Origin of the sequence: Nocardiopsis endophytica, from assembly GCF_027706725.1 — a bacterium.
Classification (GTDB): domain Bacteria; phylum Actinomycetota; class Actinomycetes; order Streptosporangiales; family Streptosporangiaceae; genus Nocardiopsis_A; species Nocardiopsis_A endophytica.
The window spans coordinates 137,823-161,127 of sequence record NZ_JAQFWQ010000001.1 but is presented as its reverse complement, the minus strand read 5'-3'; the positions used below and the strand labels follow the sequence as shown (position 1 = coordinate 161,127).

General features: G+C 73.4%; 20 protein-coding genes and 4 tRNA genes. 9 read left to right on the top strand and 15 right to left on the bottom strand.

What is annotated here, in order from left to right:
• Positions 1 to 236: 236 nt before the first annotated feature.
• Complete coding sequence (locus O4J56_RS00775) at positions 237 to 1,268, bottom strand: hypothetical protein (protein ID WP_270683069.1); 1,032 nt, start codon at positions 1,266 to 1,268, stop codon at positions 237 to 239.
• Between the two features lie 224 nt (positions 1,269 to 1,492).
• Here O4J56_RS00775 and O4J56_RS00770 point away from each other — a divergent pair, with 224 nt between their 5' ends.
• Both O4J56_RS00770 and O4J56_RS00765 read left to right on the top strand, forming a co-directional pair.
• A complete protein-coding gene (locus O4J56_RS00770) occupies positions 1,493 to 2,950 on the top strand; it encodes a serine/threonine-protein kinase (RefSeq protein WP_270683068.1) in 1,458 nt (485 codons plus the stop codon).
• 59 nt (positions 2,951 to 3,009) lie between these two features.
• Complete coding sequence (locus O4J56_RS00765; RefSeq protein WP_270683067.1) at positions 3,010 to 3,435, top strand: RNA-binding S4 domain-containing protein; 426 nt, start codon at positions 3,010 to 3,012, stop codon at positions 3,433 to 3,435.
• 25 nt (positions 3,436 to 3,460) lie between these two features.
• Here O4J56_RS00765 and O4J56_RS00760 read toward each other — a convergent pair whose 3' ends face one another.
• Together O4J56_RS00760 and O4J56_RS00755 are read right to left on the bottom strand one after the other, a co-directional pair.
• Positions 3,461 to 4,603: an epoxide hydrolase family protein gene (locus tag O4J56_RS00760; RefSeq protein WP_270683066.1), complete on the bottom strand. Its 1,143-nt coding sequence runs from the start codon at positions 4,601 to 4,603 to the stop codon at positions 3,461 to 3,463.
• Positions 4,604 to 4,659: 56 nt separating this feature from the next.
• The gene (locus tag O4J56_RS00755; RefSeq protein WP_270683065.1) at positions 4,660 to 5,583 is read right to left on the bottom strand and encodes an SDR family oxidoreductase; all 924 of its coding nucleotides are present in this window, start codon (positions 5,581 to 5,583) and stop codon (positions 4,660 to 4,662) included.
• Between the two features lie 196 nt (positions 5,584 to 5,779).
• Between O4J56_RS00755 and O4J56_RS00750 the strand changes: the two genes are divergently transcribed.
• Positions 5,780 to 7,054: a protein kinase family protein gene (locus O4J56_RS00750; protein WP_270683064.1), complete on the top strand. Its 1,275-nt coding sequence runs from the start codon at positions 5,780 to 5,782 to the stop codon at positions 7,052 to 7,054.
• Here O4J56_RS00750 and O4J56_RS00745 read toward each other — a convergent pair.
• On the bottom strand, positions 7,043 to 9,226 hold the full coding sequence (locus O4J56_RS00745; RefSeq protein WP_270683063.1) for a phosphodiester glycosidase family protein: 2,184 nt from the start codon (positions 9,224 to 9,226) through the stop codon (positions 7,043 to 7,045). The two genes, O4J56_RS00750 and O4J56_RS00745, sit on opposite strands and share 12 nt — an antisense overlap.
• Positions 9,227 to 9,434: 208 nt before the next feature.
• Here O4J56_RS00745 and O4J56_RS00740 point away from each other — a divergent pair, with 208 nt between their 5' ends.
• Together O4J56_RS00740 and O4J56_RS00735 are read left to right on the top strand one after the other, a co-directional pair.
• Positions 9,435 to 10,100, top strand: coding sequence for an AIM24 family protein (locus O4J56_RS00740; protein ID WP_270683062.1), 666 nt, complete (start codon positions 9,435 to 9,437; stop codon positions 10,098 to 10,100).
• A 215-nt stretch (positions 10,101 to 10,315) separates the two neighbouring features.
• Positions 10,316 to 11,617: a M14 family metallopeptidase gene (locus O4J56_RS00735; protein WP_270683061.1), complete on the top strand. Its 1,302-nt coding sequence runs from the start codon at positions 10,316 to 10,318 to the stop codon at positions 11,615 to 11,617.
• Between the two features lie 107 nt (positions 11,618 to 11,724).
• On the opposite strand, the gene O4J56_RS00730 is transcribed toward O4J56_RS00735, so the two are convergent.
• Positions 11,725 to 12,969 (bottom strand): right-handed parallel beta-helix repeat-containing protein, encoded by a 1,245-nt coding sequence (locus O4J56_RS00730; RefSeq protein ID WP_270683060.1) that lies wholly within the window; start codon positions 12,967 to 12,969, stop codon positions 11,725 to 11,727.
• 146 nt (positions 12,970 to 13,115) lie between these two features.
• On the opposite strand from O4J56_RS00730, the gene O4J56_RS00725 reads away from it, so the two are divergent.
• The gene (locus tag O4J56_RS00725) at positions 13,116 to 13,454 is read left to right on the top strand and encodes a hypothetical protein (RefSeq protein WP_270683059.1); all 339 of its coding nucleotides are present in this window, start codon (positions 13,116 to 13,118) and stop codon (positions 13,452 to 13,454) included.
• Here the strand turns inward: O4J56_RS00725 and O4J56_RS00720 are convergent.
• The 7 genes from O4J56_RS00720 to O4J56_RS00690 all read right to left on the bottom strand — a co-directional run bounded on the left by O4J56_RS00720 (position 13,424) and on the right by O4J56_RS00690 (position 18,382).
• Entirely contained in the window at positions 13,424 to 14,200 is a 777-nt protein-coding gene (locus O4J56_RS00720) for an FkbM family methyltransferase (protein ID WP_270683058.1), read from the bottom strand. The two genes, O4J56_RS00725 and O4J56_RS00720, sit on opposite strands and share 31 nt — an antisense overlap.
• Before the next feature lie 136 nt (positions 14,201 to 14,336).
• Positions 14,337 to 14,978: a response regulator gene (locus O4J56_RS00715; RefSeq protein ID WP_408639068.1), complete on the bottom strand. Its 642-nt coding sequence runs from the start codon at positions 14,976 to 14,978 to the stop codon at positions 14,337 to 14,339.
• 7 nt (positions 14,979 to 14,985) lie between these two features.
• Complete coding sequence (locus O4J56_RS00710; protein ID WP_270683056.1) at positions 14,986 to 16,272, bottom strand: sensor histidine kinase; 1,287 nt, start codon at positions 16,270 to 16,272, stop codon at positions 14,986 to 14,988.
• A gap of 81 nt (positions 16,273 to 16,353) precedes the next feature.
• A tRNA-Phe gene (locus O4J56_RS00705) sits at positions 16,354 to 16,427 on the bottom strand.
• A 20-nt stretch (positions 16,428 to 16,447) separates the two neighbouring features.
• A tRNA-Asp gene (locus O4J56_RS00700) sits at positions 16,448 to 16,522 on the bottom strand.
• An 87-nt stretch (positions 16,523 to 16,609) separates the two neighbouring features.
• Positions 16,610 to 16,682 (bottom strand) — tRNA-Glu (locus tag O4J56_RS00695).
• Positions 16,683 to 16,792: 110 nt separating this feature from the next.
• Entirely contained in the window at positions 16,793 to 18,382 is a 1,590-nt protein-coding gene (locus O4J56_RS00690) for a metallophosphoesterase family protein (RefSeq protein ID WP_270683055.1), read from the bottom strand.
• 90 nt (positions 18,383 to 18,472) lie between these two features.
• On the opposite strand from O4J56_RS00690, the gene O4J56_RS00685 reads away from it, so the two are divergent.
• The gene (locus O4J56_RS00685) at positions 18,473 to 18,817 is read left to right on the top strand and encodes a metallopeptidase family protein (RefSeq protein WP_270683075.1); all 345 of its coding nucleotides are present in this window, start codon (positions 18,473 to 18,475) and stop codon (positions 18,815 to 18,817) included.
• Between the two features lie 135 nt (positions 18,818 to 18,952).
• On the top strand, positions 18,953 to 20,236 hold the full coding sequence (locus tag O4J56_RS00680; RefSeq protein WP_270683054.1) for an MFS transporter: 1,284 nt from the start codon (positions 18,953 to 18,955) through the stop codon (positions 20,234 to 20,236).
• Between the two features lie 54 nt (positions 20,237 to 20,290).
• Here O4J56_RS00680 and O4J56_RS00675 read toward each other — a convergent pair whose 3' ends face one another.
• Complete coding sequence (locus tag O4J56_RS00675; protein ID WP_270683053.1) at positions 20,291 to 20,551, bottom strand: PspC domain-containing protein; 261 nt, start codon at positions 20,549 to 20,551, stop codon at positions 20,291 to 20,293.
• A gap of 207 nt (positions 20,552 to 20,758) precedes the next feature.
• Between O4J56_RS00675 and O4J56_RS00670 the strand changes: the two genes are divergently transcribed.
• Positions 20,759 to 20,831, top strand: a tRNA-Lys gene (locus tag O4J56_RS00670).
• Positions 20,832 to 21,444: 613 nt separating this feature from the next.
• On the opposite strand, the gene O4J56_RS00665 is transcribed toward O4J56_RS00670, so the two are convergent.
• Positions 21,445 to 21,753: a carboxypeptidase-like regulatory domain-containing protein gene (locus O4J56_RS00665; RefSeq protein WP_270683052.1), complete on the bottom strand. Its 309-nt coding sequence runs from the start codon at positions 21,751 to 21,753 to the stop codon at positions 21,445 to 21,447.
• A 154-nt stretch (positions 21,754 to 21,907) separates the two neighbouring features.
• Positions 21,908 to 22,906 (bottom strand): trypsin-like serine peptidase, encoded by a 999-nt coding sequence (locus tag O4J56_RS00660; RefSeq protein ID WP_270683051.1) that lies wholly within the window; start codon positions 22,904 to 22,906, stop codon positions 21,908 to 21,910.
• Between the last annotated feature and the right edge of the window lie 399 nt (positions 22,907 to 23,305).

The following is a 23,305-nucleotide window of genomic DNA, read 5'->3' as shown; positions in this document are numbered from 1 at the left end:
GCTCCCCGACCCCGCGGGGCCCGCCGGACGGCAGGCGGGGCCGGGGAGCCGCCCTGCCTCTGCCGTCGCTGCCAACCTCGGTGACCACGCACACGCCGCACGGCCGACGGCGCTGCGGCGAGGGCCGCCGACCCTCCTCGTCGCCGCCCTCCACCCCACACCCCGATGACCCGCCGCCCGGCCCGATCCCGGGAGCGGGGTACCTGCCCAGCCGCCCCCGTCGCCTCCTGCCCCGCTCACCCCCGGCCGCATGTGCCGCACCGGGGCCTCCCGGTGCGGTGGTAGGACACCGCGGCGACGCCCAGCCCCAGGCCCCACACCACATAGGCGGGGATCGCCGCCCAGAAGAACCAGACCGGGTAGCCCAGGGCTCCCCAGGCGTCCGCGCCTTCGGTGACCAGCGCAGCCAGGCCCATCAGGAAGTAGCACAGCATCCCGGCCGAGGCGAAGACGCCGGGCACCAGCACGAGCGGCCGGGGCACCCTCCGCCCGGCCAGGGGGAGCACCCAGCGCGGCCACACCCTCCCCCACCGGTGCACCAGCGCCAGCGGCAGCACGATCCCGGCCAGGGCGAAGACGACGAGGAGGGCCCCGGCGGCGAAGGCGGCGGACGGGTCGCCGACGCCGTCGGGGAACAGCGGATTCTCCCGGCCGCCCGCCAGGACCTCGGCCAGCGTCCGCACGGCGACGGCGGCGACGACCGTGTAGGCCGCCGCGAACGCCCACGCCGGCGCCCGCTCGGGGGCCGGTGCCACGCCCGGGGCGCGGCCGCAGGCCAGGCACCGGCCCCGCACCCGGCGGTGCTCGGCCACCACCGCGGCCGCCAGCGCCACCGCGCCGAAGGCGCACGCGGCGCGGCTCGCCACCGCCCCCGCATGCAGCGGGATGCCCCCGGCGCCCAGGAGCAGCAGGCCGACGGCGTCGAGGATGAGGAGGAACGAGGAGAACGCCGTCCCGACGGCCACGGCCGCGCCCGCGGCCATCAGCGCCCAGTGCCCTCCCCTGCCGCGCGGCCGGAGCGCGGGCACCGCGATCGCCCCCGCGACCACCGCGGTTCCCGCGCACAGCAGCACGATCGGCCAGTCCGAGAAAGGGCCCAGGTCGTCCCCGACCGGCGGCAGCCGGGGCCGCCCGGTCAGCGCCCAGAAGAGGCGGAGCGCCCCGTAGGCCGCCGCCCACACCAGGGCGGCCGGTGCCGCCACCGCCGCCCAGCGCGGGACTCCCCCGGCGGCCTGGGCCCCCGCCTTCGGCTCGGTCGTCGTCTCCATGGCCCCGATCATCGCCCCCGGCCGGGGCCCCGGTTCACCCTCTGCGGAGCGATCCCGGCCCCGGGGCATCCCCCGTACGGGGGAGCCGCCGCCCCATGCGCCCGGGGCCGCAGGTAAGGCAAGTGTCCCCCTCCGGTCCAGGAGGACTGTGCCGCCGCCGACGTCCTATGGAGGCAGACGCGGAGCGAGGGGCTCAGTGAAGGGCGCAGTGAGGGGAAGGCGCGATGACGACACCTGGGATGCCCGAGCGCATCGGGCCCTACCGGATCACGCAGCAGATCGGACGCGGCGGCCAGGGGACCGTGTACCTGGGGACCGGCCCCGACGGGGTCGAGGTCGCGGTCAAGGTCCTGTCCGGTGACTGGGAGGGCAATGAGCTGCAGCGCGCGCGCTTCGCACGGGAGCTGGAGTCGGTGCGGCGGGTGGCGCCGTTCTGCACCGCGGCCGTGGTGGAGGCCGACGTGGAGGGCGATCCCCCCTTCATCGCCAGCGAGTTCGTGCGCGGTCCCACGCTGCGCGCGGCGGTGCACAAGGAGGGGCCGCGCACCGGGGCCGCCCTGGACCGGCTGGCGGTGGCCACGGCGACCGCGCTGGTGGCCGTCCACAGCGCCGGTGTGGTGCACCGGGACTTCAAACCGGCCAATGTGCTGCTGGGCCCGGACGGGCCGCGGGTCATCGACTTCGGGATCGCCCGGACCGGGGACGCGACCCTCACCCAGACCGGAACGGTGACCGGCACCCCCGCCTACATGGCGCCCGAGCAGATCCGCGGCGCGCGCGTGGGCCCGGAGGCGGACGTGTTCGCGTGGGCGGCGGTCATCGCCTTCGCCGCCTCGGGCCGGGGTCCGTTCGACGGGGACAGCGTGCACGAGGTCCTGCACAAGGTCGTCTCGGACGAGCCGAACCTGGAAGAGGTGCCCGAGCGGCTGCGGCCGCTGCTGAGGGCCTGCCTGGACAAGGACCCGGCGCGCAGGCCCACCGCGGTGCGCGTCCTGGGGGCGCTGGTGGGGCGGGACCCTGGGCCGGAGGCGGAGGCGTCGCCCGACACGGTCACGGAGGTCCTCCGGGAGGGGGCCTCGGCGGCGGCGGGCCGCACGATGGTGGTGACGGTCCCCCTCGCGCCCGCTCCGACCGTCCCCGTTCCCACGGCCCCCGCGCCGGCGCCGCCCACGGGACCGACCCGGCCCGCGGAGGCGCCGCGCAATCGGCGGCGGCGCCGGAAGCGGCCGTCCGGTGCGCTGCTCCTGGCCCTCCTGGCGGTCCTGCTGGCCGGTGGCGCGGCGTGGCTGCTGGCCGACGGGATCCCCCGGCCCGGCTGGCTGACCCTGCCCGACGCCGTCCCGGCCCGCCAGACCGCCCCGGCCGATCAGGACACCGGCCGGGACACCGGGGAGGCGCCGGAGGTCTCCGGGGAGGGCGGTGCGCCCGTCGGCGGGGGCGGCGAGCCCGAGGGCACGACCGGCCGGACCCCTGTGGAGACCTCGCAGGCGCCCCCGGAGTACACGCCCGAGGAGACGCCGGACACGCACACGGAGGAGCCGGAGACCACCGGCGAGGAGACCGAGCCCCCGACCACGACCGAGACCCAGCCGTCGCCGGAGCCCAGCGGGACCGGGGACGCCTCCCCCGCCGGAGGCGAGGTCCCCACCGAGGCGTGGCCGAGCGAGGAGGGGACCGCCTAGAGTTCGGGGAAGGGCGAGCCGCCCGGGACCGACGAGCAGGGACGAGCAGGAGGGTGCACGTGACCGACCAGCCCGCCGCCGCCGGACCCCCGCTGCCGCAGGGGCCGCCGAGCACCCGGATCGACAAGTGGCTCTGGGCGGTCCGGCTCGTCAAGACCCGGTCCGACGCGGCGCAGGCCTGCCGCGGCGGGCATGTGCGCGTCAACGACAAGCCGGCCAAGCCCGCGGCGGCCGTGTCCGCCGGCGACGAGGTGCGGGTGCGGCTGCACGGCACCACCCGCGTCGTCGAGGTCGCGCACGTCATCGAGAAGCGCGTGGGCGCGCCGATCGCCCAGCGCTGCTACGTCGACAACACGCCCGAGCCGACCGTGGCCGCGCCGCCGCAGGCGTTCGCCGCCCCGCCGCGCCGGGACCGCGGCACCGGGCGCCCCACCAAGCGGGACCGCTGGCAGTTGGAGCGCCTGCGGCGCGAGGGCCCGTTCTGACCCGGCACCGCCCGGCACCGCCCGGCTACCCGGCCAGCTCGGCCGCGAAGGCGCGGATGTCCCCGGTGAGCAGGTCGGGCGCCTGCAGCGCTGCGAAGTGCCCGCCCCGGTCGTACTCGGTCCAGCGCACGACCCGGTTGGAGCGCTCGACCAGGCCGCGCACCGCGCCGTCGCCGGGGAAGACCGCCACGGCCGTGGGGACGCCCGAGACCGGGCCGCCGAAGAACTCCCCGCCCGCCTCCTTGTAGTGGCGTGCGGCGGAGCCGGAGGTCGCGGTGAACCAGAAGATGGAGGCGTCCGTGAGCAGCGCGTCCCGGTCGACCGGGGTCTGCACGCCCCGCGCCGGGTCGTAGTCGACGAACCATTCGAGGTTCCAGGCCAGCATCCCGACCGGTGAGTCGTTCAGGGCGTAGGCCAGGGTGTGCGGGCGGGTGGACTGGACGGCCGCGTAGCCGGACCGGCGCTCCCACTCGTCCGCCCCCGCGTACACCTTGGCCGCGTCCTCCTCGGAGAGCCCGGCCAGCGGGTCCCCGGCGCTCCAGTCCGGCGGGGCGACGACCGCGTTGAGGTGCACGCCCAGCACCCGGTCCGGCGCGAGGCGGCCCAGCTCGGGGGAGACGATCGCGCCGAGATCCCCGCCGTGCGCGAGGTAGCGGTCGTAGCCCAGGCGGCGCATCAGCTCCGCCCAGGCGCGGGCGACGCGCCGGGTGGACCAGCCCGTCTCGCGGGTGGGCCCGGAGAACCCGAACCCCGGCACCGAGGGCACGACGACGTGGAAGGGAACGGCGCCCGGCGCTCCGCGCGCCGACGGCTCGGCCAGCGGGGCGGCCATGTCCGCGAAGTCGGCGAAGGTGCTCGGCCAGCCGTGCGTGAGCAGCAGCGGGACCGCGCCCTCCTCGCTGGAGCGCAGGTGGACGAAGTGGACGCGCTGCCCGTCGATGTCAGTGGTGAACTGCGGAAGCCGGTTGAGCGCGCGCTCGCGGGCGCGCCAGTCGAAGCCGTCGCGCCAGTGGGCGGCCAGCGCGCCCAGGTGGTCCTGCTCCACGCCGTAGTCCCAGCCGGCCTTCGGGAGCCCCGGGGGCCGGCGCCAGGAGTCGATGCGGCGGTGCAGGTCGTCCAGGTCGGACTGGGGAATGTCGATGCGGAACGGTGTGATCTCTTCGCTCATGCGGACGAACGTAGGGAGAATCGCGGACCTTTCGTGTCCGCGATCCTCCCGGGCCGTCACCGGTACCCGGTGGTGTCGGCCTCACGGCCGGCGTACTGGACCTCGGAGATGTACCGCCAGGCGTCGGGACGGCTCCCGTCGGCGTCGGTCAGGCCGTAGATCTTGGCCAGGTGCCCGCTGGACACCGTCTCCCCGGTCCACCTCCCGGCCCGCGGGTCGGCCGCCAGCGCCGCCACGCCCCGCCCGACCAGGGTCGGCGACTCGGAGATGGCGAAGTGCGGCTCCTTGGCCACCGCGTCCCGCCAGTTCTCCTCGGTCACGCCGAAGCCCTCCAGCATCGCCTCCGACCGCAGCCAGCCGGGGGTGACCGCGACCGCCGCGCCCCCGTGGTCGCGCAGCTCGTGCGCCTGGGCCTTGGCCAGGCGCTGCACCGACGTCTTCGCCAGGTCGTAGAAGAGCCCGACGTCGGCGCGGTACCCGGCGTTGAACTCGGTGGTGCCGTCGGTCATCTCCACCACGAGCGCCCCCGGGCGGCGGATCATCAGCGGCAGCGCGAAGTGGCTGGTGGTGATGTGCGTGTCGATGCCCAGCCGGAGCATGCGCAGGCCCTGCTCCAGGTCGTGCTCCCACACGCTGCGCCCGTACTCGGAGTAGTAGATGTCGCCGCCCCAGATGTCGTTCACCAGCACGTCGAGCCGCCCCTGCTCGGCGTCGATGCGCTCCACCAGCGCCTTCACCTGGTCGCTCTCCAGGTGGTCCACCTGGACGGCGACGCCGGCGCCCCCGGCCGCGTCCACCAGTGCGGCGGTCTCCTCGATCGTCTCCGGGCGCCCCATCTCCGAGCGCGAGGTGCGCGTGGTCCGCCCGGTGGCGTACACCGTCGCCCCCTTGCGGCCCAGCTCCACCGCGATCGCGCGGCCCGCGCCGCGTGTGGCCCCGGCGACCAGTGCGACCCGGCCCTCCAGCGGTCGTTCTCCCATGTCACGCGCCTCCGTTCATTGTCGTCCCCCTCTTTCTACGGCGGGTTCCTGCCGTCTTCTGTCAGGAATCGGGCGCGGAAGGGGAGCGGAAGGGGAATGTCGCCGCGGGGCGACACGGCGGAAGGTGTTCGAACGCGTCCCATAGAGGGAAGACGTGGAGGAGTCGGGCGAACCGGACGGAGTGGAGGTGACCCCCATGGAGGACACCGGTCCCGGGCCCGGGCCCGAGCGGATCGGCCCCGACCTGGCCTCCGCCGTCGCGCGGGACGGGCCGCTGCACGGCGCCGCCCTGGCCCGGGTCGCCATCGCCGCCGCCACCGCGCTGGCCGCGCTGCACCGGGCGGGAACCGCGCACGGGCGCCTCACCCCGGCCGACGTGGTGCTCGGGCCAGCCGGGCCGCGGGTCGCGGACGCGGAGCCGCCTGAGCACACCGGGTCCGTGTCCGACATGCTCGCCGCCGACGTGTACGCCTGGGCCGAGGTGGTCGCCTTCGCCGCGCGCGGGCGCTACCCGGTCGACTCCGACGACCTGCTCGCCGTGCCCGAGCGGCTGCGTGGGCCCGCCGACACGTCGGGCGTCCCCGAGCCCCTGCGCGGCGTGGTCGACGCCTGCCTCGTCCCCGACCCCCGTCGGCGGCCCGGCTCGGTGGAGGTGCTGCGGGCACTGCTCGGCCTGCCCTACTGCGGCGAGGAGGAGCTGATCGAGGCGGGCGCGCGGGCGGCGGACGATCCGGACGCGCGCATCGGCACCGCCCCGGCCGACCGGACCGGCGACCGGGCCGAGCGCGTCCGGGTGGTGGACTCCCCCGAGCGCCCGTACGTGCCCGAGCCGCCGAGCGTCCCCCGCCACCGGAGCGCGGAGGAGGGCACGGAGGAGACGGGGGGACGGGACGAGTCCATCACGGCGGCGGAGGCGGCGGAGGCCGCGGAGACAGCGGCGGCGGAGGCCGTGAGCGCTCCGCCACCGGAGCCCGCCCACCTGACCGCCCATGAGCGCAGGCGAAGACGGCAGCGCCTCCTGCTCGGCCTGGCCGCCGCCTGGCTCTTCGCCATGAGCGGCCTCGCCGGGTGGGCACTGGTGAACGGCTCGTTCGCCCCGGAGGCCACCCCTGAGCAGGCGAGCCCGGTCATCCCCGAGGAATCGCCCGACCCCTCGCCCAGCACCTCGCCCGCCGACGCGCGCCAGAGCGGCACGGCGACCACGCGCGGAGAGCTCGTGGAGAACGAGGTCCCGGAGCCGAGCCCGTCGCCGAGCCCGTCCCCGTCACCGAGCCCGACCCCGCCGCCCGACGATCCCCCCACGGACCCGCCGACCGACCCTCCCACCGACCCGCCCACGGATCCCCCGACCGACCCGCCGACGGACCCGCCGACCGATCCGCCCACCGACCCGCCGACCGGGTCCCCGACCGGATCGGCACCGGCGCTCCCGCCGATCGACCTGCCGTCGCCGCTGTCGTCAGCGCCCTGACGGCTCCGGATCGCGCCCCAGCTCGCCGGTGAGGTCGGAGAAGGCCACCTCGCCCTCATAGGAGCGGGCCCCGTCCGTCTCCACCAGGTACACCGATGTCACCGACACCGGCTGGACGGCGTCGTCCGGCACCGGGAACTCCACGGGCCGCCAGCCCTTCCAGGCGACCCGCGGCCCGTACACGGCGTGGCGGATGCCCGCGTCGTCGACGACGGACAGGGCCACCGTGGCACCTTCGCCGTCGCCCTTCACCTGCAGGCCGAATCCGAAGGCCGCCGGGCGGGCGGGGAGCGGCTCGGGCGGCCGCGCCGTGGCCGCACGGGTCCGCGCGGACCCGGTGAAGTCGTACCGGACCGCGATGCCCCGGCCGTACCTGCCCTCAATGGGCCGCAGCCCGGCCTCCGCCCGCGCACCCTCGGCCGTCCACGCGCGGCCGTCCTCGAACGAGGACAGGCGCTCGGTCGTCGACCCGATCGCGACGGGGACCTCGGCGCGCACCCCGCCCGCCTCGACGGTCACCTCGCCGGCGCCCTTGCCCGCCACCGGGTGCACCTCGAACCGGCCGTCGTTGTGGGGCTCCACCTTCACCAGGTCCGGGTCGGCCTCGACCCGGACGTCCTGCGGCTCCACGGGGGCGCGTGTGCCGTCCGGCGCCACGCCTGAGACGACGAACGGGGACGATCCCCCCTCGCCGGGGAAGAACAGCCGCTCGGGTTCGGGCGCCAGCCGCTCAGGGCCGGGCAGGACCTGGAGTTCGACGCCGCCCCGGACACCGGACGCCGTGCCCGTCACCTCGACGCGCCCGGGGTCGCCGCCCCGGTACGCGCGCCCCTGCACCGAACCGGTCGGGGCGGACAGCCGCAGCTCGGGGACGCGGTCGCCGTGCCCGGCCGGCCCGAACGCGGCGTCGTGCAGGTCGGCCTCCAGGGTGCGGCGCATCCCGGGGAACAGGAAGTAGGGGTCGTCCTGGGCGGGCGTCCGCACACCGGGGCCGGGGCGCGGGTCGGTCCGCGGGCGCAGCCACAGCCCGGACGGGACGCCGTCCCCGGCGGGCGCGGTGACCAGCAGCCCGTTGGGGACCTCGCGCGGCCCCTCCCCGGTGCGGTTGCGCGCGGTGAGTTCACGGCCCCCGGGGCCGCGGGCGAGCAGCGCCGAGGAACCGCCGCCGTCCAGCTCGATGGCCTCGTCGGCACCGGCCTCCTTCACCGCCTCGGCCGCCTCGCCCAGGGTGGCGCCGAGCGCGCCGGGCACCCGGCCGTCGGCGGCCACCACCGCCATCCGGGTGCCGTCGGACCCGAACCCCAGGACGGTGCGCGGCTGGCGTGCGCCGTCGGCGGCGCCGGTGGGGCGGCCGTCGCGGAGCAGCACGCGGTGGCCGCCCAGGACGGTCCGGGGCCGCACGCCTCCGGCGTCGATCCGGTAGTCGGCCTCCACCTCCATGCCCTTGCTCAGCTCCGCGACGAGGTCGGCCCCGGCGCCCCGGCCCACCAGCACGCGCGTGCCCGGTTCGATGCGCCCGTCCCCGGCCCGGTCGCGCACCTTGCGCACGGCGCCGTCGGCGAGCACCGCCTCGGCGACCCGTTCGGCGCCGTGCACGGCCCGCGCGCGCGAGGCGCTCCCCCAGTCGTCGGTGAACAGCCCGAGGCCGTCCTCGGGGATCCCGGGGGCGTTGAGCGCGTCGAGGCGGGCCGTTCCGGACGGGGTGCGCACGGTGCCCTCGAAGCGCACCCGCCGCACCGATCCGCGGCCGTCCTCACCGATGACGGCCGCGTAGGGGCGGTCGGGCGCGGGCGAGGAGAGCACCTCGCCGTCCCGCACGGCCGCGCCTAGGGGCGCGTAGGAGGCCCCGGCGTCGAAGAAGTCGCCGTTGACCGCGGCGACGGCGGTCTCTCCCCCGGGCGGGGGGTGGGCGGCGGCCATGTCGGCCGGCTCGGCGGTGGAGGCGACCGACCCGCCGTCGATGTAGTGGACCCGAGGGCCGGAGCCCAGGTCCACGGTGAGCGAGGTGAGGGAGTGGCGCGGTTCGCCGGGCAGGGCGCGCACCGCCAGGTCGACGCCGGGGGCGACGGGCGCGGTGTGCGGCGGCGGGGCGGAGGCGGCCCCGGCGGGCGCCGCGGTCGGCACGGCCAGCACGGCCAGCACGGGAAGCACGGCCGACAGCACCGACACCACCGGCAGCACTGAAAGCGCGGCGGGCCCGGGCGGCGCGGGCGGATTTCTGCGGGACGGCGGGAACGGACCCAAGGGAACCACTCTCCGTGATCAAAACTGTTCACACAGTACCGGCTCGTCGCCGCCACCGCCCCGCCGGATCCGGTTGGTACGGTCGGGCGTCCCATCCGGCACACAGGTAGAACGACGCAGGAGAACGAGGTCAGCCATGCGCAGTCCGCTGTTCGAGGCCGCCCGGGAGAACGACGTCCCGGGCATGTCGCTGCAGAACGGGAAGATGCTCCGGGTCCGGTTCAACGGGGAGTTCCTCGCCCGGCAGGGGTCGATGGTCGCCTACCAGGGCGACGTCGACTTCGCCTACAAGGGCTCGGGAGGCATCGGCAAGTTCCTGAAGAAGGCCGTGACCGGCGAGGGCGCACCGCTGATGTCGGTCACCGGGCAGGGCGACGTGTTCCTCGCCCGGGACGCCTGGGACGTGCACCTGATCGACCTCGAGGGCGACTCGCTGACCGTCAACGGGGAGAACATCCTCGCCTTCGAACCCGGCCTGAACTGGGACATCCAGCGGGTCCAGGGGGCGGGCATGGCCGCCGGAGGGCTGTTCAACACCGTCTTCACCGGGCACGGGCGCATCGCGATCGCCTGCCACGGCTCGCCCGTGCTGCTCAACGTCGACCAGCCGACCTTCGCCGACACCGACGCCGCGGTGGCCTGGTCCACCTCGCTGCGGACCGGGGTGCGGCGCACCGCCACGGCCGGGGCGCTCATCGGGCGCGGCAGCGGCGAGGCGTTCCAGCTCGCCTTCGAGGGGCAGGGGTTCGTCCTGGTGCAGGCCTCCGAGGGGGCGCCCGTGGCGCAGGCCGCCTCGGGCTGAGGGCCCACTGAAGGCCCACCGGGTGGCCGGATCCGGCCACCCGGCGCCGCCCGCGCAGGCGCACGGGCACGTCATCCGGGGTCGGGCGAGACGACTGTTCAACGGTTGAACGGATTCCGTTCACGATCGTTGACCCCCGCCCCCGTCCCCACCTCCAATTGACGCGTGGACTCCGCCGTCGCATGTCCCCCACGCCTGTCAGGAGGCCCCGCACCGTGCACGCGCGCAGACCCCTCGCGGCGGCCGCATCGGCCGCCCTCCTACTGACCGCCCTGGCCGCCGCACCGGCGGCGGCCGCCCCCGCACCGGACTCCCCCGCCCCCTCCGCCGCCGCGCCCGGCCAGTACCGGGTCACCGGGCCGGACACCGCCGAGGAGCGCACGGAGGTCGCCGCCACCGGCGTCGCCATCGACGAGGTCGGCGACGGCTCCGTCGTGGTGACCGCCCTGCCCGGCCAGGCCGACGCCGTGGCCGACCTCGGACACGAGGTCACGCCGCTGCCCGGCCCCGAGCAGGAGGGGCCCAGCACCCTCGACTTCCCGCCCTCCGACTCCGGCTACCACAACTACGACGAGCTGACCGAGGTCGTCGACGAGGTGGTGGCCGACAACCCCGACCTGGCGGCCAAGGTCAGCGTCGGCTCCTCCTATGAGGGGCGCGACCTGATGGCCGTCAAGATCACCTCCGATGTCGGCACCGACCACGACCGGCCCGAGGTGCTGTTCACCCACTCCCAGCACGCGCGCGAGCACCTGACCGTCGAGATGGCGGTCTACCTGCTGCGCATGTTCACCGAGGACTACGGGACCGACCCGCGGGTCACCGAGATGGTGGACACCCGCGAGATCTGGATCCTGCCCAACGTCAACCCCGACGGCAGCGAGCACGACATCGCCGACGGCTCCTATGAGAGCTGGCGCAAGAACCGCCAGCCCGCCCCGGGCGGGTCGGCCGTGGGCACCGACCTGAACCGGAACTGGGACTACAACTGGGGCTGCTGCGGCGGCTCGTCCGGGAGCCCGTCGTCGCAGACCTACCGCGGCCCCTCCGCCGAGTCGGCGCCCGAGGTGAGCCAGGTGGCCGACTTCGTGCGCAGCCGCGTCGTCGGCGGCGAGCAGCAGATCACCGCCGCCATCGACTTCCACACCTACGGCGAGCTCGTCCTGTGGCCCTACGGCTACACCTACGACGAGACCGGCCCGGGGATGAGCCGGGACGAGTACGACACCCACGCCGAACTGGGCCGCCTGATGGCCGGGTCGAACGGGTACACGCCGCAGCAGTCGAGCGACCTGTACATCACGGACGGGACGATCAACGACTGGCTGTGGGGGGATCAGCGGATCTTCAACTACACGTTCGAGATGTACCCCTCCGGCGCCGGGGGCGGCGGCTTCTACCCCGGTGACGAGATCATCGACCGCGAGACCGACCGCAACCGCGAGGCCGTCCTGGACCTGCTCGGATACGCCGACTGCCCGTACCGGGTGATCGACAAGGAGGACCAGTACTGCTGACCGGGCACGTGAGCGCCCATTGAGGCACCCATAGAAAAAGGGGTGTCCCGCTCCTTTCCCCCCTCAGGAGCGGGACACCCCGCCTCATGCGCGGACCGGCCCGTGCGTCAGCAGGCGTTGTTCGCGCTGTTGTCCCAGGTGATGTTGCGCAGGACCGTGTTCACCGCGCACGGGTTCTCGTTGAACTCGGTGTCGCGGAAGGTCAGGTTCTCGAAGGTGATGTCGGAGGTGTTGGCGAACTCGCTGCGGGCGGCCAGCCGCACGGTGCCCGGCCCGGCGATGGTGCCCCCGGCCGTGCCGACGGTGACGTTGTGACAGTTCTCGATCAGGGCGGCGTTGCCCCCGGTGCCGGCGATGTCCACCTGCTCGATGACGGCGCCGCCGCTCTCCGACACGCAGAAGATCCCGCGGCCGCCGCCGCGCGCGCGGACCTCGCCCACGCGCACGTTCTCGGGGTACCCGCCATCGAGCCGGCCGTTGCGGTTGGCCATCCGGAAGGCCGCGTAGCCGGTCCCGGTCCCGGCGCCCTCGGCGTCGACCCGGTCGACCGAGGCGTTGACGGTGTCGTTGAGCAGGAGCCCGGAGTAGGCGGTGTCGCGGGCGGTGACGGTGCCGATGTCGATGCCGTCGACCCCGTAGGTCTCCACACCGTGGTTGCCGGTCCCGGACACGTAGACGTCGTCGATGCTGATGTCGCGGGCCTCGCGGACCGAGTCGTCGTCGCGGCTGTCGATGCGCATCCCCAGGCCTCCGGACAGGCGCAGGTCGACCTGGCCGAAGTGGACGTTCTGCGAGGTGCGCACCCACACGCCGAAGTAGGGGGTGCCGGTCACGGACAGGTGGGGGACGGAGACGTCCTGGGCGTGCCGGATGCGCACGGCGGCGTTGTTCCCGGTCGGCGTCCCGGTGACGTCGATGGTGCCGCAGGCCTCCATGGAGGTGTGGCTGGGCAGGTCGAGGGAGGCGTCGGCGGGGATGCTGCCGTCGCCGTGCACGACGACCCGCTGCTGCTCGGTGCGGCCGGGGTCGAGGCTGTCCACGGCGGCGCGCATGGCCGCCAGCATGTCGCCGCCCTCGTAGACGACGTCGCCGCCGTTGCGGGAGGTCCAGGTGTCGCCGTCGCGGACGGCCTCGGCGTGGAAGTCGCCGTCGCCGCAGGCGGCCGCCTGGGCGCCGTCGCCGGCACCCGCGGCCGAGCTCAGCTCGGCCTGGGCGCCCGAGGCGCCCTGGTGGTCGCCGAAGGGGGATCCGGTCGCCTGCACGGCGGTGACGGCGCCCGTCCCGAGGAGCGCGAGGGCGCCGACGACGGGGAGCAGGCCGCGCCGCAGCGGCCGTCGGTGATGGGTGGTCATGGAGGTTCCTCCTGGTGAGCGGGGGAGGGGGTGGAATCGCTCCCACCCCGGAGGGAGGAGGGAACGTAGCACGGAAAGCGCATTCCCAAAAGTGCGGCCCACGCCTGCCGGGGCACGGCGGGATCCCGTCGGTAGGGTGCTGAGCCATGCGCGATCCCGAGCCGCCGCTGTCGCTCTTCCCCGACGAGGGGGAGGAGCGCCGGGCCGCCCGCCTGCACGGCAGGCGGGCGGCGCTCGCAGGCGTGAACGCGACCGTGGGCGGCTCGGACGTCGTACACGGCCTGGTGGACCTGCACCGCGGCGGCGTCCTGGTGGCGGTTCCCGCCTGCGGCGCCACCGCCGACCCGCTGCGCCTGGAGCGCAACACCGGCCCGGTGACCTGCCGCAGGTGCCTGCACCTCCAGGGACCGCACCGCGTCCCGGAGGGCCAGCTGCCGATCCCGGGGCTGGTGGTCTACGGGGAGTCCGCCGCCGTGAAGAGGTAGTTGCGGCGGGCGGTGGTGACCGCCGGGACACGGGTCCAGCGCCCACGGCGCCAGGCGGACATGGTGTAGCCGTGCCCCGCCAGCGCGTCGGCGACCTCCGCCGAGGTGGTGCCGTACTTGTCCAGGTGGCGGTCCTCGACCTCCAACAGCAGCGCCGGCCGGTCGCGCTCCAGGGTCCGCGCGGCACCGGCCAGCACGGCCTGCTCGAACCCCTCCACGTCGATCTTCATGAAGCGGACCCGCCCGATCCCCCACCGGTCGACGACCTCGTCCACGGTGTGGACCTCGGTGTCCAGCACGCGCTCGCTGGAGAAGGAGATCGGCCGCCCCGGCCGCTGGAGGCCGGACCGCAGGTAGGCCCAGCCGTGGATGGGCAGCCCGAACCGGTAGGGCAGGGTCAGCCGCTGTTTCCCGCCCTTCGGCCCCAGCGCGGCGTTGTGGGTGTGGACGTGGCGCGCGCCCGAGGCCCGCCGCCCCTGGTCGAGGATGCGGAAGGGCAGCGGCAGCGGTTCGAAGCTGTGCACCGCCCCGCTCTCCCCCACGAGCGCCGCCAGCGGGAACGTGTACATCCCGTAGGCGGCCCCGATGTCGAAACAGACGTCCCCCGGGCGGACGAGCCCGGCCAGCCCGCGGATCTCGGGCTCGCTGAGGGACACCGCGGCGCAGGCGCGCAGCGTCCCGGCGATGGCTCCGAGCCTCAGGCCGGTGGCGTCGCCCGTGCTCCCCCGTGTGTCGTTCGGCGGCATGGCTCCCCGTTCTCGCCTCGATGGTCACGACGACGGGAACCGACGCTAAGGAGCGCATGGGGCGCGGCGGATCCCCCTGGAGAGCGCACCGCGCCGCCCCCGGCTCACCCCGTGGAGCCAGGCGGGGGCCAGGGGCTCAGCCGCGGCGCCCGGGCACGACCAGCCCGCTCTCATACGCGAAGACGACCGCCTGGGCGCGGTCGCGCATCCCGAGCTTGGAGAAGAGCCGGCCGATGTGGGACTTCACGGTCTCCTCGGCGACCACCAGCTCCGCGGCGATCTCGGCGTTGGCCATACCGCGCGCGATGAGCCTCAGGACGTCGGTCTCGCGCCCGGTGAGCGCCGCCAGCCGCGCCTGCTCGCCCGGATCGGCCGGCTCCCGGGAGGCGAACGCCTCGACCAGGCGCCGGGTCACCGACGGCGCCAGCAGGGCCTCCCCCTCGGCGACCACCCGCACCGCGGTGATGAGGTCGTCGGGCGGCGCGTCCTTGAGCAGGAACCCGCTCGCGCCCGCGCGCAGCGCCGCGTACACGTAGTCGTCGATGTCGAAGGTGGTCAGGACCAGGATCCGGGGGCGGGGCCCCGGGCCGGGGGCGGAGTCCAGGATGCGGCGGGTCGCCTCGATCCCGTCGAGGGCGGGCATCCGGATGTCCATCACCACGACGTCGGGGCGCAGCCGCCGCGCCTCCTCCACCGCCCGGAGGCCGTCGGCCGCCTCCCCCACCACGTCCAGGTCGGGCTGGGCCGCCAGCAGCGCCGCGAACCCGGCGCGGACCATCGCCAGGTCATCGACGATCAGCACCGTCGTCACCGCGTGCGTCCTCCTCATCGCGCCCATCACGCCCCGGGGCCAGCGGCAGTGTAGCCCGCACGAGGAAGCCCCCGTCGTCGTCGGGACCGGCCGTCAGCGCGCCGCCGAGCATCCCCGCCCGTTCGCGCATTCCGGCCAGCCCGTGCCCGGATCCGGGCGGCGCCGCCTCGGGGCGCTGCTCGGGGTTCTGCTCGGGCGCCGCCGCGTTGCGCACCTCGATGACGAGCGCGCCGCCCTCACCGGCGTCGACCCGGACGGTGGTCGGCGCCCCGGTCGCATGGCGCACGACGTTGCTCAGCGCCTCCTGCACGATCCGGTAGGCCGACAGCGAGACGGCCGCGGGCACGCCTTCGGGCAGGCCTTCAGGTGGCCCGTCGGGCAGGCCGTCCCCCTCCAGGGAGACCGGCAGGCCCGAGCGCCGGGTCGAGGCGACGAGCCCGGGCAGGTCGCCGAGTCCGGGCTGCGGAGCGGCCCCGGGGCCGTCCCGGGGTGCGCGCAGCACGCTGAGCAGGCGCCGCATCTCCCCCAGGGAGTCCCGGGCCGCGGTGTTGATCGACGTGAACTCCCGCGCCACGTCCTCGGCCACCCCGCCGTCGATCCGGTAGGGCGCGGTGGCCGACTGGACGGCGATGATCGACATGTGGTGGGCCACGATGTCGTGCAGCTCGCGGGCGATCCTCGCCCGCTCTTCCAGCAGGCGCCGCATCCCGTGCTCCTCGGCGACGCGCCGCCGCTCCTCGGCCAGACGGAGGGCGGCGTCGCGGCGGACCCTCTTGATGTACCCCAGGGCCAGGGCCAGCGTGAGGGCCATGGCCCAGGCGGCCACCCCCGTCATGTACTGCTCCGGCGGCTCCGGGAAGTCCGGGAGGAACAGCCCGCCGACCGCCCCCGCCAGGACCGTCGCGGGAAGCGCGGGCAGCGCCGTGCGCAGCGGCAGGGACAGGCCGATGACGAAGAAGACGGGCAGATGGGCGCCGATGGAGTTGAGGTACCACGGAGGCAGCCCGAACGGACCGGACACGGTGGCCCCGACGAGCACGAGCCACCAGGAGGCCATGGGCCGGTACCGGCACAGCACGGCGGGCAGCGCCACCAGGAGGGCGAGCGGCACCGCCACGAGGACCGGCCGCCCGAGGGCGACGATGTACACCTGGACGGTCAGCGCGAACAGCACCACGGCGGCCGCGATGAACGTCCAGTGCCGCAGCTCCGGGACACGCGCGCCGTGGGCGTCCCGCAGGAGCCGGCCCACCGTGCCCATGACCGTCACCAGCCCCGCCCGACGAACGAGAACGCCCCGTGACCTTATCGCGAAGATCACGGGGCGTTCCATACGTTCCGGTGGCCAGGGACGGGGTCGAACCGCCGACCTTCCGCTTTTCAGGCGGACGCTCGTACCAACTGAGCTACCTGGCCCCCGCCACTGACGTGGCGCGCGGTCCTGACGGGATTTGAACCCGCGGCCTCCACCTTGACAGGGTGGCGAGCACTCCTAACTGCTCCACAGGACCTTGTATGCAGTTTTCGCGGCCGCCGGGGCGGCCGCTCTCCGTGTCCTCCATTGTGCCAGACCTTCGGCACTGCTTTGACCGGAGCCGTACCCCCAACCGGATTCGAACCGGCGTTACCGCCTTGAAAGGGCGGCGTCCTAGGCCACTAGACGATGGGGGCCTCGACGACGAACGAGGTCGCCAACTGCCCGCGTCGCCTGTCGTCGGGGACGCGTCAAGCATAGGGGAGATTCACCCCCAGTGCCAAAGCGTTTGCCCCACCCCCTCCCCCTAGGGCGTCGCCGCAGGTGAACCCGGTTCCCGGGTGGGTGTGGCGGCCGGTGTGGACTCCCCGGGCGACGGGCTGGGGGACCCCGGGCCGGGGGACGGCGGCGTCGGCGAGGGCGGCGTCGGCGAGGGCGGCGGCACGAGCTCGCGGTCGGGCTCCTCCTCGATGTGCCGTTCGATCTGGGCCGACGTCAGCCCCAGCCCGCCCAGGGTGATGTCGTCCCACGCCTGCAGGCGCTTGGTCTCGGCGTCGATGTAGAGCACCGAGGCCTCATAGGGCTTGGGGCGGTCGACGCCGCCTTCGAGGCCGCGCAGCCCGGCGCCGCCCGTCGAGCCCTGCACGAGGTACCGGGTGCCCGACTCGGTCAGCTCGGTCCAGCGCCGGTGCCCGTGCCCGGAGAGCACCAGCGGCACCCGCCCGTCGAACCCGTCGGCCTGCGCGGGGTCGTGCAGCACGGCCACGTCCACCGGCGGGTCCTCCTCGGCCGCCTCCGCCGCCTGCTCCTCGCCGATCCGCCGCACCTCGTCGGCGCCGGGGTTCGCGGCGGTCTTGTCGGGCGTGAAGCGCGGGTCGCCCGCGCCGTAGAAGACGATGCCGCCCGCCTCCTCGGCCGCCCCGTCCAGGACGACGGCGTTGGGCTGCGCCTCCACCGCGCGCTGGGTGCCCATGGAGTCGTGGTTGCCGCGCACCCACACGTACGGCACCTCCAGGTCGGCGATCTCGTCGGCGAACGCGTCCTCGGCGGCGCTCCCCCGGTCGGTCAGGTCCCCCGAGTCCACGATGAGGTCGACCTGGAACTGCTCCTGGATGGAGGAGATCACGTTCCACGAGGCGGGGTTGAGGTGGATGTCGGACACGTGGAGCACCCGGATGGTGGACTCGTCCCCCTCGTACACGGGCAGGGTGGAGGTCACCTCGTAGAGCCGGGAGACGTTGCCGACCAGGGAGGCCAGCTGCTCCCGGTACTGGTCGAAGCGGCTCACCATGGCCTCCGCGCTGCCCACCACCTGGGGCGCGCCGGCCAGCAGCCCCGAATAGCGCGGCTCGGCGATCGCGGACGGGTTGAACGTGGCCGCGGCGCCGCCGCCCGCGGCGACGAAGGCGGCCAGCGCGGTGCCCGCGCTCAACCCGGCGCGCCGCCAGTCCCGGAAGAGGGCCAGGCCCACCACCCCGGCCCCGAGCACGGCGAAGGCCGCCGACTGCGCCATGAGCCGGATGACCCCGGCCTTGACCTCGCCGCCGATGGTGCGGCCCATCCGGTCGATCGCCTCGGGGTCCTGGAACATCTCCTCGGCGGCCGCCAGGCGGATCTCGTCGATGGAGGCCTCGAAGCGCAGGGGCGCGGAGTGGGTGTCGAAGGCCAGGGTGCCCAAGGGGGCGACGTCCACCACGGTCTCGCCGCGCCAGCTGGGGCCGACCGACAGGCTCACGTCGGCCGGGCCGATCGGGGTGACCACCTGGCCCCCGACCGCCAGGCCCAGCCACCCGCCGCCCAGCCCGGCCAGGACCACGGCGGCGATCCGTCCGGCCCTCAGCAGCCCCTGCCGCCTCGCGGCGAGGCGGTCCCGGACCGCCGCGAGGGCGCTTCGCAAGCGAGGCAACACGGTATCCATCATGCCCTCGCGCCCATGAGAGGCAACGCCCTGCGCGCGGCGCGGCCGATGTCGCGCAGAATACGGGGCGTGGTCGAACTCAGCCGCCGCCGTTTCGAGGAACTCGTCGCCGACGCCCTGGACTCCATCCCCGAGGAGCTGACCAGCCTGATCGACAACGTGGTCGTGACCGTGGAGGACGAGCCGCCCGAGCCCGGGCTGCTCGGGCTCTACGAGGGGGTGCCGCTGACCGAGCGCGGCGACGCCTACGCCGGGGTGCTCCCGGACCGGATCTCCATCTACTGGCGGGAGATCTGCGCGATGTGCGAGACGCCCGAGCAGGTCGTCGAGGAGGTGCGGGTGACCGTGGTGCACGAGGTGGCGCACCACTTCGGCATCGACGACGCGCGCCTGCACGAGCTCGGCTGGGGGTGAACGGACCCGGCCGCGACAACGAATACGCTACGAATTCCGGCGAACCGCTTGCGAAATCCGGCCCCGATCAGGGACTGTAGGTCATCGAATAGCGACCGAGAGTGACGCACACAGCGCACCACGAGGGAGTCGCCGGTGGGTGATCCGCACACGGGCCGCGACCGGCCCGACGGGCCGTCCGACTGGAAGAGCGCCTACGCCGAGGTCGTCAGAGTCCCCGAATTCCGCGCCCTGTGGCTCGCCCACGCCCTGTCCATGGCGGGCGGCTACCTGCTCAGCATCTCCGTCGTGCTGCTGGTCTACCAGCAGACCGCCTCCCCGCTGGCCGCGGGCGTCACCATCGCCCTGACCTTCATCCCGCAGGTACTCGCCGGGCCGCTGCTGTCGGGCCTGTCCGACCTGCTGCCGCGCCGGCGCGTGATGCTCGCCGCCGACCTGGCCCGGGCGGGCCTGGTGTTCGGCATCGGGCTGCCGGGGCTGCCGCTGTGGGCCATCTGGGGGCTGCTGTTCTGCTCGATCCTGCCGATGGTGCCGTTCGGCGCGGCGCGGGCCGCCCTGATGGCCGAGGTGCTGCGGGGGGAGCGGTTCGTGGCGGCCTCGGCGATCATCAACCTCACCTCGCACGTGGGCACCCTGGCCGGGCTGATCGCGGGCGGCTGGGTGGTGGCCGCGGTGGGGCCGAACGCGGCGGTGATGGTCAACGCCGGCACCTTCCTGCTGTCGGCGCTGCTCATCCGGCTGGGCGTGCGGGCGCGCCCGGCCCCGGTGGCGGCGCCGGGCGCGCCGGGGCCGGGGCTGTGGCGCACGACCCGGGACGGGGCGCGGCTGGTCTTCGGCGACCCGCGGCTGCGCACGCTGGCGCTGTTCGCCTGGCTGGCCGGGTTCTACATGGTCCCCTACGGGCTGGCGGGGCCGCTGGCCGACGCGGCCGGGGCGGGCGCCGGGGCCGCGGGGCTGCTGATGGCGGCGCCGTCGATGGGGGCGCTGGTCGGGGGGTTCGTGCTGACCCGGCTGATCGGGCCGCGCACGCGCATCCGGCTGATCGGGCCGCTGGCGGTGGGCGGGTCGCTGCCGCTGCTGGCCTGGTGGGCCGACCCGCCGCTGTGGCTGATGGCGGCGCTGCTGGTGGCCTCCGGCGCGCTGGCCGCCTACCAGCTGGTGGCCAACGCCGCGTTCGTCCTGTGCGTCCCCGACGAGGGGCGCGGGCTGGCGTTCGGCCTGGTCGCGGCGGGGCTGCAGGCCGCCCAGGGCGTGGGCATCGCGGTGGCGAGCCTGCTGGTGGAGGTGGCCGACATGAACACGGTGATCACCGGCGCGGGCCTGCTGGGCGTGGCGGGGGCGCTGGCGCTGGCCGCCCAGTGGGGGCGGCTGTCGAAGGAGACGACCACCCTGATGCGCGCCCCCGAGCCCACCGCTTGAGGGCCGCCTCCCCCGACCGTTCGCGCACCCGTCCCCGCAGGCCGTCCGCGCGGGTCACAGGTTGGACTGCTTGCCTTGGAAGTTGCGGATGACGTGCTCCAGGACAGAGGTGTCGGTGCCCTCCTCCGGCATGATCACCCAGGCGATGATGTAGAGCAGGATCCCGCTGCCGCCCAGGAGCGTGAACACCGCGAAGGCGAGGCGGACGATGTTGGCGTCGATCCCGACGAACTGGCCGATGCCCCCGCAGACGCCCGTCAGCATGCGCTGGCCGGTACTCCGCCGGAGTCGCTTCTTCCCGAAGTCGTTGTTCATGCTTCCAGCCTGCCCCCTGAGAGGGCCGGAGCACATCAGGTAGTCCCCTGGCCGTCCCCTGAGCCTGTCCCCTGACCCCTGGGGACGCCCCCGGAGGGACGCGCGCCTCCCTTGGTGTGCAGGCGATTCCGCCGCTGTGCGACCGTCGTGCGACTGAGGTAAAGTGAGCCGCGGTGACATGTGCCCAGGTGAACCGGGCGATGTCCCGGGCCCTTAGCTCAACTGGCAGAGCAGCGGACTTTTAATCCGCGGGTTCAGGGTTCGATCCCCTGGGGGCCCACCCACAAACGTGCAGGTCAGCGGGTCGAGCGGTGCCCTCCAGGGGCGGCGGGCACCCCACCTTCGGCTCCCCGTTCGCTCTTCAGCCGGGGCCGAGTTCGCGGCCGGCCCAGCGGACCGGTCGAACCGCGCCGCCCCTCTACACCCAGGGACACCCCCACGGGGCCGCCCCTGAACGCCCACCACTGCCCCATCAGGGGCGCTTTCCTTCGCTGCCGAACAGCCCACTCCACACCGGTCCCCGGGTGTCACGAGGCGCTCACTGGAAAGACCCGTTCTGCTCTCTGCCAGCCGGATGAGAGCCTTCCGGTGTCCCGATCCGGACATCACCACCGAGCCCCGTGTGAACGCTTCCCGTGTGTGCCTCCATGGCCCCCACCCGACCGTGACGGGAGGCCGAACCCCCTCATGCTGCCCGAGCCCGCCCAACTCGCCCAGGCCGGGGCCGCCGCCCTTGCCACCGCGGCCGGAACCCAGCCATGGGACTCCGCCCGCGTCCAGACCGGCTGTGGCGGGCGCGATGGGACCGTCGGGTGACCTGGGTGCCGACCGCACCTCGGGGCACAGCGGATGAACACGACCCCTACTTCGCCTCCTATACACCACTATCGAGCTTACGAAAACCGCAGTTCCACATCTACAATCTCCCGCTCTCCAACATTGACACTTTCCACTGAAGTCTCCTCACCCTCCAGACTCCCATAAATGTTCCAATCGCCAGGTTCAAGAACCAATGACCATTGACCATTCGATCCACTGAAGATCGCCCCTTCTAGAAGCAGAGGCGGATCGTCACCAACATACTCCTGCCGAATGAAGACGCCCTCCACAGGCTCCCCATCCGAGTCAAGCACCTTCCCTGACACTCGCACGCGATCCGATTTGCTCTCGCCGCTCCCCTTCGGGCGTTCAGCACTGCTCACGCCGTCCCCTTGCCCCCCACAGGCAACAGCAAGGGCAAGGATGGCCATCACCGCCCCTACCAAACGGGGCACCTGTCGGATTCTCATCACCACCACCAGTCAACCTGGGTTGGAGAGGCGACACCCCTCCAACCCAGATTATCACCAGACCCCTTTAACGGGCCTTCAATTCCCCGATCAGATTGAAGCGGTTCTCATCGATTCGGCTTGCGACATTCAAATCTTTTGTGCGGTCGTACCCCGAGTGAACACCCGATGCGCAGTACCCAGCGCACAGGTCACTCTCCTGCGAGTAGTACCTATACACAGGGGACCCACTTGACCCAGGCATTGTATCAATGTCATGGTCATACTGAAGACCTGGCAAGAGGGGATCGTAGACGCCCCCCTTCGCTTCCCACATTTCCCTTTTCTTGTCGCCCGGATACTGGGTGATGGTGGATGTTGGACCTTGCAGCGACCGCACAGTCCAAAAATAGCCCAACCAGCCGGTCGCCTCTCCAATAGTGCAGTCAAGCTTCACCGCACCGAAATCGTATTTACTCTCCCCATCGTGGACCCATCCATCCTGACTGAACAGTTGCCTTGCCCCACACTCACCAAATGGAGCCGCCGGGTCGTACCGGTCGTCATATGCAGGAGCCAGCCTAAAGGTGTCAGCTTCATAGAAATCGCCACTCCCCCCATCGGCAACGCAGTGGCCTGCCGTGACGACCAGATCCGGGCCAGCCATCCAACCGGTGCAGTACTCAACTCCATCATCGCCAGCATCACGGACCATGGACACCACAGTCGTGTAGGGATAGAAATCGGTCTCCACGCGATATCGGTCGTCCTCCTCGCCGATGATCTCGAATGGCTCGACGTCATTCGGAACAACTTCAGGTCGTTCCTCTGACGGCTGGTGCGCCCCGTAATCACTCAAGCTTTCCGGGGGTCCCGATCCTTTGTACCCAGAAGAGTAGCCGCCGTCCTTCTGAGTAGATTTCCTGACTGGCTCAGGGGTATAATCCGGATCACTGGAGACCAGTCGCCCCTTGGGGTCGTTCAGATCGGACTGAACCGACTGCTCTGCAACAGCTGGCGCGCTCACCCAAAATGCTAAGAGCGCAGTTATTGACGCAACGACAATATTAACATGCCACTTGTTCATGGGGGATTTCCTGGTCGAGGGTCAAGACATAGCCACGCTGTCACTCTTCCCACTCTGCAAGCAACTGCCCCGCGAGGCCGGACTCGGCCACTTATAATTCTTTAGCCACTTTTCCCTGGTCAGCCCTCAGGAGTTCGATCCGCCGTTACCGCTCGTGATCGGCAGGTGAACCCAGGCCGCGACGCCTCCAACCGCGCACCCGTCCAGGAAGAACAGCCACGCGAATGCGACTACATCCTTGGGCTCGCTCCGCATCCACGCAGAGTCACGAGCGAGCATGGATGCGGCTTATCACTCCAGCCGCACTTGGAGATCTCAGTTCAAGCATCCCCCCGCACATCAGACGGCCACCGCTGTGATCATGCAGGGCCCATTCAAGTTCCCAGGTGGTCGGGTTCC